The 12,396-nt window shown below is 41.5% G+C and carries 11 protein-coding genes; 1 reads left to right on the top strand and 10 read right to left on the bottom strand.

Annotated features, from left to right (window positions below):
• Positions 1 to 44 precede the first annotated feature (44 nt).
• The 3 genes from OCV60_RS01900 to OCV60_RS01890 are packed head-to-tail and all read right to left on the bottom strand — an operon-like array spanning position 45 to position 4,315.
• On the bottom strand, positions 45 to 899 hold the full coding sequence (locus OCV60_RS01900) for a hypothetical protein (RefSeq protein WP_021944200.1): 855 nt from the start codon (positions 897 to 899) through the stop codon (positions 45 to 47).
• A 50-nt stretch (positions 900 to 949) separates the two neighbouring features.
• Positions 950 to 2,719: a hypothetical protein gene (locus OCV60_RS01895; protein ID WP_262529156.1), complete on the bottom strand. Its 1,770-nt coding sequence runs from the start codon at positions 2,717 to 2,719 to the stop codon at positions 950 to 952.
• 24 nt (positions 2,720 to 2,743) lie between these two features.
• Positions 2,744 to 4,315: a spore germination protein gene (locus tag OCV60_RS01890; RefSeq protein ID WP_330659665.1), complete on the bottom strand. Its 1,572-nt coding sequence runs from the start codon at positions 4,313 to 4,315 to the stop codon at positions 2,744 to 2,746.
• A gap of 436 nt (positions 4,316 to 4,751) precedes the next feature.
• Between OCV60_RS01890 and OCV60_RS01885 the strand changes: the two genes are divergently transcribed.
• Positions 4,752 to 5,813 carry a Gfo/Idh/MocA family protein gene (locus tag OCV60_RS01885; RefSeq protein WP_173789043.1) on the top strand — a complete coding sequence of 354 codons (1,062 nt, stop codon included), beginning with the start codon at positions 4,752 to 4,754 and terminating at the stop codon, positions 5,811 to 5,813.
• A gap of 110 nt (positions 5,814 to 5,923) precedes the next feature.
• On the opposite strand, the gene OCV60_RS01880 is transcribed toward OCV60_RS01885, so the two are convergent.
• The 7 genes from OCV60_RS01880 to OCV60_RS01850 form a co-directional block, all read right to left on the bottom strand.
• Positions 5,924 to 8,110 carry a hypothetical protein gene (locus OCV60_RS01880; protein ID WP_262529154.1) on the bottom strand — a complete coding sequence of 729 codons (2,187 nt, stop codon included), beginning with the start codon at positions 8,108 to 8,110 and terminating at the stop codon, positions 5,924 to 5,926.
• A gap of 62 nt (positions 8,111 to 8,172) precedes the next feature.
• Positions 8,173 to 8,895 carry an ABC transporter ATP-binding protein gene (locus tag OCV60_RS01875; protein WP_021944196.1) on the bottom strand — a complete coding sequence of 241 codons (723 nt, stop codon included), beginning with the start codon at positions 8,893 to 8,895 and terminating at the stop codon, positions 8,173 to 8,175.
• A gap of 16 nt (positions 8,896 to 8,911) precedes the next feature.
• Positions 8,912 to 10,159, bottom strand: coding sequence for a hypothetical protein (locus OCV60_RS01870; RefSeq protein WP_118663140.1), 1,248 nt, complete (start codon positions 10,157 to 10,159; stop codon positions 8,912 to 8,914).
• A 4-nt stretch (positions 10,160 to 10,163) separates the two neighbouring features.
• Positions 10,164 to 10,628 (bottom strand): hypothetical protein, encoded by a 465-nt coding sequence (locus OCV60_RS01865; protein ID WP_118663139.1) that lies wholly within the window; start codon positions 10,626 to 10,628, stop codon positions 10,164 to 10,166.
• Between the two features lie 21 nt (positions 10,629 to 10,649).
• On the bottom strand, positions 10,650 to 11,126 hold the full coding sequence (locus OCV60_RS01860; RefSeq protein WP_117822406.1) for a hypothetical protein: 477 nt from the start codon (positions 11,124 to 11,126) through the stop codon (positions 10,650 to 10,652).
• Positions 11,101 to 11,448, bottom strand: coding sequence for a PadR family transcriptional regulator (locus OCV60_RS01855; protein ID WP_021944192.1), 348 nt, complete (start codon positions 11,446 to 11,448; stop codon positions 11,101 to 11,103). The genes OCV60_RS01860 and OCV60_RS01855 overlap by 26 nt, the downstream gene beginning before the upstream one ends.
• Before the next feature lie 211 nt (positions 11,449 to 11,659).
• Positions 11,660 to 12,337, bottom strand: a complete 678-nt coding sequence (locus tag OCV60_RS01850) for a GntR family transcriptional regulator (protein WP_118663138.1) — start codon at positions 12,335 to 12,337, stop codon at positions 11,660 to 11,662.
• Positions 12,338 to 12,396 lie beyond the last annotated feature (59 nt).

Genomic DNA, 12,396 nt, shown 5'->3' with positions numbered 1-12,396 from the left:
TAATTCAAGGATTCCGGGGATTTAGGGGTAGATGGAAAAGTCAGTCATAATCTTTTCAACGTCACACACAAAGTTTCATAATACCCGGCCGGATAAGCAACGCCATTCAAGGTTGCTGCCGGAAGGTTCAGATACTCAAAAGCTGACCATGCAGTAACCGGGATGCCGTATTCTTCTGCGCTTTCCTCTGCACAGGCATCGATATATTCTTTGCTCAGTATCAGATTCTTTCGCACAATGCTTTTCTCCTGATCGTTATAGTCTGCGCCAAGCTTCTCGGCTATACCGTAAAGTACCGCCTGCTCAACATATGAAGTAAATTCATCCAATTGCTTGTCCGATAAATTCTCATTTCCTTCATATCTTATTCGAATCCGGATAACATCTGATGTTTTATTCTGAGCACTTATCTTGCTCTCCACAAGCTCCGTTTTTGTTTTGCCGGACTCTATATTATAATCGTTTTCTCCGTCGGTCTTCTTCTCACTTGTATCTCTTGCTATATCATCATACACCGCTTCCAACTCCTGTAACTGCTTCTGTGTTTCGTATGCATTTAATGTTGTGCCATCCAGAATACGAAATGCGGTCTGTATATTATTTGACAGTTCTGTATCCTGTCCATCCAAAGTATCCTGACCATTTACCATCTGGTTCGATCTGCCATTCTTACCATCTGTCTGTGAAGTTTTGTCACCGGTTATTCCGGCATAATTTTCCTCGGTACTATCATAGGCTATATCTTCATCTCCCTCCGCATACTCAACCAGATTCATCACCTGCTCAACGCTGTTTTTCGCGCTGTATAATCTTTTCAGTGCTCCCATTTCCACATATAATGTTCCACAAAATAAACCGATCAGGATTCCGGCAACTGCCGCTCTCACTGCTCTACCCATTTCCATAACCTCCATTTTTCTTCATCAAAATCTAACACTTTAAACCATATCTACTCCCCCAGTGTCGCCAGACACTCTCCTTTGTAATGCGCTGCAATATACTTCCGGATGCTTCCGGACGCTTCGCCCTGATACAACGAATCTGTGCAGACCACCTCTACATAATTCGTTACAAATTCTTTTATCAGCTCCGGATACATCTGCCGCAGGGTTTCTTCGGAATCCACCACAATATATTCCACATGGCTCAGGTCAAGACTCCGGTCATGCGCTTGATCATATTCAGCCCGTGCTCGCTGCAGGCTCCCCGCAACGACCGGATACTCTCGTTCCTCCGATTCGGCTGCCGACTCCGCTCCCTCCAGACTGTCCGTGACAAATGTATACTTGTAGCCACCATCTGTTTCAGAGATCATCACCACCCGGAGATAATCTACCGCCTCAATGGATCTGTCCATGCACCCGGACAATATGCTGACAAGTAATATCCCACCGATCACTTCTGCAGCCATCTTTGCAAGCTTCCCCGGATTTGTCCGTTTTCTCCCAACAAATGCCGGTACAAGAACCGACAACGGAATATCAACGGCGGCAATGTAGATCATAAATGCCCGACCGGCATCCCGTTCTCCAAGGAACCGGCTCATCCATAGAAACAGCAGAAACAAAACAACCACACAGCCGCTTCTTATCCACAGGCTTCTTTTCTCTTCCATATCTTCTGCCGAATACTCATTTTTCTTCTGTGTCTTATCCTCAAATGTATCGTTTTTTTCTTCCATCACTTTTTTATCCATTGCATTATCAGAATCACGTCCATGTAACTCTGTACTCTTATCATTCCCGGCTGCTCTCATCCCGCCGCTCTTTCTCCATACACAGATGATCTTCCAGATTTCATCCACAAACTGACAAACAAACACAATGTGGATTGCCAGCAGCAAGAGCCCGAAGATGACAAGCAGATAACAGGCGAGTAAACCGAGTCTCGCATTTGCACCTCCGGGGAACATCATCGCACCCACAACATTTAGTATTCCCTTTGAAGTCATTGTTTTACCTTGCAAGCCAAGCAACGATATCACGAAACAGGAAGCAACAATGGCTAACACAACCGGAACAGATACTGTCCACACCAGCATCCCTCGTCTTCGTTTCTCTACTCTCAGATAAAGATACATGACAAATTCCAGCATACATAACCCTACCATCATCAGATATCCTTTTATCAAAATCTGACATATTGTGTTACATACAGATGCCTGCATCTGAAATTCTGCATATTCTTTTAGTCGGGAAAAATCAGCATTCCAGAATCCACAAATGACAAACAGCACCAATGCGATCCCGATTCCGATCACACTTGCTTCCGCAAATCCGATATAACCACGCAGTCCCTTTCCTGCCATATAGAAAAGTGTCAGTAATACCGGAACAACCAGAACCACTCCTGCATAATCCGGCAGCATCAGGATCCGGCTCCCCTGTACAAAGAAATAAAGCAGAAAAAGAACCCGAATTGCATATCTGATCACATAAATAGATGCAATAGCCATTTTTTTCTTATTATTCCATACTTTTGCACCCGTTATCTCTGTCTTTTCTTTAGCGGGATCTGACAATTTCACTACACCAGAAAGCGCAAGATGTAGTAGCACCACATAAACCAGAGCAAGTATTAGCATCAAAAAAAGTGATAAAACACCGTTGTTTTTGGAAAAATCCGTCATAATCTGTACCATGTTCCAGAAAGTAATCGGGAAAATCAGGCAAGTTCCCGTTATAAAAAGCTGCCGAAACGTCACATTTCTATAATCCATATATTGATTCACACCCATTCATCATTACTTTTTGCGAAGCCTCCTGCGTTCTCTATGGTTCGCCCATGCCGGTCGAAAGATAATTTTTTTGATTGGCTTACGAATGACAAAATCTTCCATTCCATCCTCTGCATAGCCACAAGTTACGACCGGTGCCATGTACGGAACACCAAAGCTGTTCAGACCGGCAAGATGATAGATCAATAAAAGCATCACCAGAAGGAAGCCATACAGTCCAAAAAAAGCAGCCGCCAGTATAGTTAGAAATTTTAAAAGACGGAACACCGACGCAAAAGCTTCATTTGGAATTGCAAAAGAAGCAATCGCTGTCAGCGCAACTACGATCACCACGATGGTACTGACAATCCCTGCTTCCACCGCAGCCTGTCCAACGATCAGACCACCAACAACGCCGATCGTATTTCCCAGCTGACTCGGCAGACGGATTCCTGCCTCCCGCAGCAATTCAAACAACAACTCCATGATCAAAACCTCTAACACGATTGGAAAAGACAACTGATTTCTTGCAACTGCAATCGCATAGAGAAGTTTATCCGGTATCACCTCCCGGTGATAACAGGTAACAGCTATATAGAAGCCCGGCAGCCCCACCGCGATAAATGCCGCTATATAACGAATGATTCTGGCAAAAGTTGCAACCGGCCAACGGTTATAATAATCATCGGCAGTCTGGAATAATGTATTGATCGTCGCCGGCGCAATCAGAACCTCCGGTGAATTATCAAATACAATTACAACCCTGCCATCTGCCAGTGCCGCCGCCGCTTTATCCGGTCTGGTGGTTGACTGGAACACCGGAAACGGCCGGTACCATTTCTTCTCCATCAGATGTTCCGCCATGCCACTGTCAAATATGGCATCTATCTCATATTCATTCATCCGTTCTTTCACCTGTTCAACCAGCTTTTTCTCTGCAATGTCCTCAATATACATGATTCCATACTCGGTTCTGGAACGAACACCGATCGTATTCTGGATCAATTTTAATCTTGTATCTTTGATTCTCCGCCGAATAAGGGCTGTCGATGTACGGATACTTTCATTAAAACTATCCCGCGGACCACGCATTCCACCCTCGGTAGAACTTTCTTCCACTCCACGTACCGGCAGCTTCTTGGAAGACACAACAAACGCCTGATCTGCATCCGATACAAATACCGCTGTGTCTCCTTTTAATATCGAAAACATCACATTTTTGAAGTCATTTTCTGCCTTTATATCCGCCGATTGTGTCTCAAATGAATCCATTGCCTCCCACAGGGAACTGCCATGCTCATGCCGCCACTCCCAGGTCACCGGCTTAATGATCGTATCCTCGATCAGACCATTGTCACATAACCCATCAATGTACACTACATAGATTGCTCCTACCGAAGCGGATGTCTCATCTGCTGATCCGGTGGTATCTTCTGCATACACATCCATTCCGGTTCTTCTTACTGTAAACCGACGTTCCACGATGTCTCCCCAATCAGCAAACAGCGACTTTACCCGGCTGATATTTGCATCTATGTCTTTATCGATCCGGCTGTCTGCACTATAAATTCCGCCTTCCGCATCTCTGTCTTTCCCCAAACGTTCCACCTCCCGTTGCTCCTATGTACATTTATATTTTTTACGACTCTGACCGACTTACCCTAACCTTATTCCTCCATGATCTAACTATTACTTGTTTTATCTTCTTACTATTTCCAGTATTACCAGCAACTCTCTGAACTATACATAAAATGTTACATTGAATCATGATATAATGATGAAAAATCGCTTGCTTGCAAGAGGCGATTTTTCAAATGCATTGAACGAGTACAATATAATGATCATTACGATGGGATGCGCTTGCACAAATCCCCAAAAGCTTCTATAGTAATTACATAAAATCATAGAATTGCTCACATATGATGAACCCGGCAATATTCAAATAGCTTCAGTTGCATCAGTACCATATAGAATTTTAAGAAGAAATATAGAAATAATATGACTTCATAAATCGCACAGAAAGGAATGAAAAAAGATGATAAAATCAGATAATATATCCGACTACAAAAAACATACAACAGATCCAATTTATAAATCAGACAACAGAAATACTACGACAAACTCAGACACCAGATTAGAAAATAGAAAATTACGTCTCGCCATCCTCGGCGCAGGCGGTATCGCCCGCAAGATGGCAGAGACCGTCAACCGGATGGAAAAAGTGGAGCTCTATGCTGTAGCAAGCAGAACGGAAGAAAAAGCCAGACAATTTGCAGATACTTACCATGCATCCAGGTGGTATGGCTCTTATGAAGAAATGGTTGCCGATGACGGGATCGATCTTGTCTACATTGCAACTCCGCATTCCCACCATAAAGAGCATACGATGCTGTGTCTGAATCACAACCGGGCTGTTCTGTGCGAGAAAGCATTTGCCGTAAATACAAAAGAAGCCGAAGATATGATCCGGCTTGCAAAAGAAAAGAATATATTACTGGCGGAAGCGATGTGGGTTCGCTATATGCCAATGTCATTTACTTTAAAAGAAATTATAGATTCCGACGTTATCGGAAAAATAACAGGGCTGACCGCAAATCTTGGTTATTCCCTGATGCAGGTAGAACGTCTGATTCGCCCGGAGCTTGCCGGAGGTGCTCTCTTAGATCTTGCACCATATACCTTAAACTTTGCGACCTGGGTGCTTGGCGACAACGTATCTGCGATCCATACAACGATGACTCCACACGAAACAGGCGTAGACAAAACAGAATTTATCAACCTGATATACCCGGACGGTGCGATCGCTGGTCTGTTCACAACTATGGAATCAGCCACCGACCGCCGCGGCGTGATCTACGGAACAAAAGGTTACATCGAGGTTGACAATATCAATAATTACGAGGCATTCCGTATATATGAAAATGACCGCCGACTGGTTCAGACGATCAACTGTCCTGCCCAGATCAGCGGCTATGAATATGAAGTGCTCGCCTGTAAGCGGGCACTTGAAAAAGGTCTGACTGAATGTCCGGAAATGCCACATGAACACACTTTATATATCATGCGGCTATTTGACGAGATACGAAAGAGCTGGTAACAGCATACAAAAATCCCACTATAACAGATGATATGCACCTCTTTCACTGATTGTCCAATAAAAAGGGGACATCTATCATCTGTCACAGTGGGATCTCTTTAAATATTCATTTATCTAAGCAGCATATTGCCTGATAATAGCTGAACCAACGGATAATACTTTGCTGCAGTAAATCCTGACAGGTACAGCAGCAATGGCAAAAGCGCAACGGCTGCCGCACAGAATATCGCACCATTTGTGCTCCTGATCAGCTTTCCAACTAGAACATAGAGTACAGTCAGTACCAGAATCGTGATCAACCGAATTCCAGATACCAGCAGGAAATATCCGGTAATACTGGTTGATATGCCAACCTGTTCCAGACACGGAAGAGACTGTGTCAGATATTTTCCTCCTGCCAGCCCAATTTCTCTTTTCACCCACATAAGTTCAGGCAGATAAACGATCATGTATACAACAAGAATAATAAGCAGCATCCGAAATGCCTTGATCACATGAAGTTTCCTGTAATTCTCTGTAATATCAATAATGCCATTGATCTTATATCTGTAATCCTCCAGATACAGAAATGCAGTTGTAAGCATCAGTACAACGATTACCTTCGCTGCATTCATCACGTCATCCTTATAGTCTTTGCTTCCGGCAAGGATATTCCAGCCTCTGGCATAGACAAATCCTATCCGTTCCAGTACAGCAGGATCGGCTTCCGAAACCTGTGACGTGATTCCACATTGCTGCTTAATATAATCCACATATTCCAGACAGCGAAAGAAACTCTCCTCATTTGCAAGCTGCTTATTCATCTCATCCCATTTATCATTATACTCTTTTTCAGTTATCTTCCCTGCAGCGTAGTCCCGGTCAACCCGATCTTCTTCTTCGTGAAGTTTTTCGTACCGTTCTTCCTCTGAGGCTATATAATCCAGCTTTCCCTGTGTAACCACACCTTCAATCTGACTGATATAATATTGGTATGCATATTCATTTGCACTCCACCGTACAGATTTGTTCTGATAAATGTACACCTGAAATCCAACCAACAGAAAAATAACAAATATCATCTTATATCCCAACCATAACTTATAGCCTTCCAGTCTCCATACTGAGGAAAATATCCTGCGGGATTTCGTACCTTTTTTTCGTAATCGTATACGACTCTCCCGATAATCACTGCTTCCCTCCAGATAGATTACCGACGATATGATAAGAAATCCTGCCAACAACACTGCACAGATAATACAGTCCAGATAGATTGCAGGCTCTGCATGAGATATCAGATTATAATTCTCATATTGAAAAAATCTGGTTGTATCCAGCATTGAAAAAATAGAGAATCGATATAAAAATGTCAGATTCAGTTTCTCTCCCAATACGGAAAACAGCAATTCTACAAACATGGCAACCGCCGACCATACACACAACATAACTTCATTTGAAGAAACAACTGCAAATGTAAATAATGCTACAAGGATCACTGCAAAGATCAGAATCTTTACCAAACAGACAAGAACAACAAATGTACTGATCCTGCAGGAAAAGCCATATCCAATATAATCCATCAGGCTCTGTACCGGTGCTGACAGATCTACAGCTCCAAACTTCCATTCGGCAATCAAAATATTACTTAAGAATACTCCCGCCACAAATAATGCCATATAGACAAATGCTGCCGCATACTTAGACAACAATAAACGACTGTCTCCATTCCACGTTGTCTTATACAGATTTGCCAGACCATTCTTCTTATCCCGCAGCACCAGTTCCAGCACCAGAACAACCAGCAGGAAAAATATCAGAACATAACTTCCGGTAAAATTCAATGCCTTACAGATTCCATATCCGCCAACAAAGGATGCTTCTGTTCCCACAAGTCTTTCAAAATCCCTCTTTGTCCGTTCCAGATTACTGATCGAGAACTTTGTCTGAAATATGGAAATCGACTGATTCATCTCTGCATCTTCTATAACCTTCTGCAGATATTCGTCATACGTTGTGCTTGCCATATATTCATCAAACAACTGTTTATATGTCTCTGATTCCGGATCTCCCATATACATATCCATAATGGAATCCGGATCTGTCCGAAGCCTTGCATACTGTGTACTATCCACCTCATCAGTAGCAAAGGCTACGATCAACAGGCCCACATTCATAACTAAAAACAACAAAAAACATAATATTAATTTCCGGTTATATAAAATAGCCCGTATTTCATTTATAAAAAATCGAAAAAATCCACCTCTTCGTCCGGAATGACTGATGGTAGCAGCTTTTTCCATTTGTTTTGATCTACTCATATCGTCCTCCATTTCCACAGGCAGCCACTTTCTCTATCCGGAAATGACCAACCTGCAAAAAGCTACTCTCCAAATATACTTAAATATACATCTTCCAGATCCGGATTCTCTTTATCCGTGATTCTTCCGGTCAGGATCTCTGGTGCTGCCATCTCGATCAACACACCTTTTTTCAGCAGCATGATCTGACTTGCTATATCCTCAATATCCTGAACAACATGAGTAGCAATCAAAATAATCTTCCCTGCAGAATTATCATGAATCAGATTCCGTACATGGATCCTCTCCTTCGGATCCAGTCCTGCTGTTGGCTCATCAAAAATAATGATCTTTGAATCCCCAAGAAATGCCTGCGCGATCAGCAGTCTCTGCTTCATACCGCCGGAATATGTTCCGACCTTTCGATCCAGTACATCAAGAAGATTTACCTTTGATGCGTATTTCTCGATCTCATCATTCAGTACTTTTTTCTCTACTCCTTTCAACAATCCCATATATGCAAGGAACATCCGTCCGGTATAAAACGGATAGATCGCCTGCTGCTGTGGCATATAACCGATCAGCCGCTGATATTCCCGTTTCAGGGTATGAATATCTGTTCCATCCAGATAAATTTCTCCTGCTGTCGGTTTGATATTTCTTGTAATCAACTTCATCAAGGTACTTTTTCCTGCACCATTGGGCCCCAACAATCCATAAATTTCCTCTGAGAATGTCATGGAAAAATCATCAAGCGCCGTTGTATTCTTATATTCTTTCGAGATATGCTCCAGTTTTAATTCCATATCCTCATCCCCTTTATCACTCTTCCGGCCATTTCACCCAGTCAAATGCTTCCACAGTATTCTGATCTGCATTCTCCAGTTTTGTAAAATATGTATCCCGGAATTCTGTCCATCCTGTCACCGTCTGTTCACTCTGATCCGATGTGATTACATCTCCTGGCTTCATACCAGTATAATCATGTCCATCTATATATATCTTGTCACTTGATTCATCCAAGCCATAAATATCGGATATATAAGTTCCTTCTTCTGTAAAACAGGTATTTGCCAGATAAACAGTTCCTGTATCACATTGATAAAAAAACTTATTGTAATCTGTATTAATTGCATACAAGTATCGATCCATACAATAAATATCTCCATCTACAATCCGAAAAATTTCTTTCTGATTCTGCAAGTCTGCATCACACGAATATATCACAGTCCATTCTACACCATTATCCAATTCCTTCGTTTCTATATAAATGCCACTTGCAGTACTGATTATATTAAAGGATTTCCCATATTCTGTATTTAAATTATCTGCAACAATTTCATCTTTATGGGTTTCTATATTATATGTAAGCAGTATAGTGTGCCTGTTTCTCTGGCTATCTTTATAACCATATGTCAGATAAATTTTTTCTTTGTTTTTATTATTTAATATATGAAGTGTTGAATTGTCATGTTCTGCATCTCCTTCATAACTTAACAATACTCGTAACCGCCTCCATCTCAGATCATATGAATACAACGTGCAATCAAGCTGATATTGATTCAATTTAAATCCATCATGATATTTCCATGTAGTAAAATATAATATTCCATCTATCATTTCCATATCAAAAACAGCGCCTTCATCTGCCGAATACAGAATACTCACTTTGCTTCCATCCTTTTCTACTTCACGAATCTGTACAGCCCCTTTATATACGGCATCATCCTCATCATTAATTGTTACCTCAGAATCAAATTCACTTATATATAGTTTATCTTCATAATAAAGCATACTAGATCCCAGTCCAAATATATACGCATTACAGTTTTCTGTATTATGCTTGCAATTAGCTTTATTGCAAACCACTACCGATTTTCCCGTCTTTGAATCCAAAAAATAAAGAACATTTCTTTTTATATAATACATACCATCATCCGCAAAAGCTCTTAATGAAGAATATTCCACTTCATCTGGATATTTTTTTATTTTTCGTGAGACAATATATCCCAACCCTAAAATCAAACCGACACATAAAACAATGCAAATAATACGCACTACTTTCTTCATTTTCTTACATCTCCTTTTTTCTTTTTTGTTTTATAAAATGCCAGATAACATTTCCTACACATATAATAAAACCTATCGATTCAAGCACTACTTTCACTACCTCTGCACCTACATTTATTCCATAGGCTACTCCAACGCCCGTGTTAGGTGATGTCCGTATTATTATATAATTGTATCCCCTATACAGTATCCTACATTCCGTAAACAACAGATATCCCACCACGATTCCGATCAATATCCAGATCACAGCAAGCGCCCATTCTTTCGTTCGCTTTCTCATTCCGAGATCTTCATATTCCTGAATAATGTCTGAGGCTTCTCCTAGTTCTGCGATTGCTTCCTCTATGGTTTCTCCTTCTGCCAGTTTATCATCTAATGATCGTCCCAGATCCTTTACCATCTGTATCCGTTCCTTTAATGGTGCATGCAGATGCATGAATATCTTCATAAGATATTTCTTCTTTTTCATTTCTTTTGTTCCCCTTTTTATTTATAGCTCATTATCTTTTTTCTTTGCTTTTCTTCGTCTTTTATAATGATAGATCACATTTCCCATGCAAATACAAAAACCTATGCTTTCCACAATCACTTTGCCCCACGTTCCCCCTGCCTTTGGTCTAAAATCAATCCACTCATATCCTGTCGGTGCTATATACTGATTGATCTCATGATATCCGGTATATAATGTATATCCGTCAATCACCAACAGAACACCAAGACAGATTCCAACCAGGATCCAGAGCATCATCCATACATACTCCTTTGTCTGCTGCCGCATACCGATATCGTTATACTCTTCTGTCAGTGCGGAAGCTTCACCAAGCTCCTCAAACACTTCATCGATCGTCATGCCCGAGTCCAATTTATCATCTATAGATCGTCTTATCTCTTTTACAAACTGCATCCGCTGTCCAAATGGTGCATGCAGTAAAATAAATATTTTAATCAGATATATGTTTTTTCTCAAAGCCTCGTACCATTCCTTCTATCTGCGCCCAGCAACTCCACTGTTCTTCCAATAGAAGCTTCCCTTCTTCTGTAATCTTATAGAATTTCTTTGGTTTTCCATTCTCGGATGCCATCACCCATTCACTAACGATCGCACCATCTTCTTCTAATCTGTGCAGGATCGGATACAGTGTTCCTTCTTTGATATCCATTCCGGCAACACATCGTGCATTAAAACGATTGACAATGTTATAACCATAATCCTTTTCATCTGCTATGATCTGCAGGATAAGCATGGGAAGTATGCCTTTTTTAAACTGATTTATACTTTGATTTGCCATAATTTCTCTTCCTATTATTTTATACCTAGTAATACCAAGTATATGGCATACATATGTATTTGTCAATTTATTTTACACGCTTGATGTATTCAGAACACCTCTACTATAACAGATTGTTCCTGAAAAAACTGCAAAATGAACCGAGTGGTCAAAAACAGGGAGTGAACGGTAAATTTCTTACTGTCCACTCCCTGTTTTTGACCACTCAGTCTTATATAGTATCCTGTTTCTGTTTGATATTCTGAATCACGATCTGCTCCTGATCGTAAATATGCTGATGCATAACTGCTTTTGCTTTCTCTACATCTCCATGCAATATCGCCTCCGTGATCTCATCATGCTCACGGAGCAGTTTGCCATGATATCCGGTATCCCGCACATATTCCACACGGTATCGGTACACCTGTTCTCCGTAGTTCTTGGTAAGACTCACAAGTCTTGGATTGTTGCTTAATTCACAGATTGTTTCATGAAAGGCAACATCTGTATCTACGATATCCGACACACGACCGGAACGGACTGCCTCACGGAAATTCTCACAGGCTTCTCTTAATCTGAGCCTGCCTTCTTCATCAATCCGCTTGCAGGCAAGTTCGACTGCCAGTTCTTCCAGACTCAGGCGGATCTCCAATGCATCCCGGAGATCCTTCTCCGTGATACGGGCAACCTCTGCACCTTTCCTTGGAACCATCACGACTAAGCCCTCTAATTCCAGCATCCGGATTGCTTCACGCACCGGAGTCCGGCTGACACCCAGACGTTTTGCAAGTGCCACTTCTAACAACCGTTCGCCCGGTTCAAATTCTCCATGTACGATGGCATCCCGCAACGCTTCAAATACAACCTCCCGAAGCGGAAGATACTCATCCATATTTAACTTCAACTCCATAAGTTACCCCATTTCTCTCTATTTCTTCTGCAGAACAACTCCCTCTGTCCTGGCTGATC

It is taken from the genome of Coprococcus ammoniilyticus (genome assembly GCF_025567345.1).
Taxonomy (GTDB): domain Bacteria; phylum Bacillota; class Clostridia; order Lachnospirales; family Lachnospiraceae; genus Coprococcus; species Coprococcus ammoniilyticus.
Note: the sequence above shows the minus strand (reverse complement) of the source record. Positions and strands in the feature narration are given on the sequence as shown.

Bases quoted from the DNA above. Each gene is read 5' to 3' on its own strand.
- OCV60_RS01900 (WP_021944200.1), bottom strand. From the start codon at position 899: ATGGGTAGAGCAGTGAGAGCGGCAGTTGCCGGAATCCTGATCGGTTTA.
- OCV60_RS01895 (WP_262529156.1), bottom strand. From the start codon at position 2,719: ATGGATTATAGAAATGTGACGTTTCGGCAGCTTTTTATAACGGGAACT.
- OCV60_RS01885 (WP_173789043.1), top strand. From the start codon at position 4,752: ATGATAAAATCAGATAATATATCCGACTACAAAAAACATACAACAGAT.
- OCV60_RS01880 (WP_262529154.1), bottom strand. From the start codon at position 8,110: ATGAGTAGATCAAAACAAATGGAAAAAGCTGCTACCATCAGTCATTCC.
- OCV60_RS01875 (WP_021944196.1), bottom strand. From the start codon at position 8,895: ATGGAATTAAAACTGGAGCATATCTCGAAAGAATATAAGAATACAACG.
- OCV60_RS01870 (WP_118663140.1), bottom strand. From the start codon at position 10,159: ATGAAGAAAGTAGTGCGTATTATTTGCATTGTTTTATGTGTCGGTTTG.
- OCV60_RS01865 (WP_118663139.1), bottom strand. From the start codon at position 10,628: ATGAAAAAGAAGAAATATCTTATGAAGATATTCATGCATCTGCATGCA.
- OCV60_RS01855 (WP_021944192.1), bottom strand. From the start codon at position 11,448: ATGGCAAATCAAAGTATAAATCAGTTTAAAAAAGGCATACTTCCCATG.
- OCV60_RS01850 (WP_118663138.1), bottom strand. From the start codon at position 12,337: ATGGAGTTGAAGTTAAATATGGATGAGTATCTTCCGCTTCGGGAGGTT.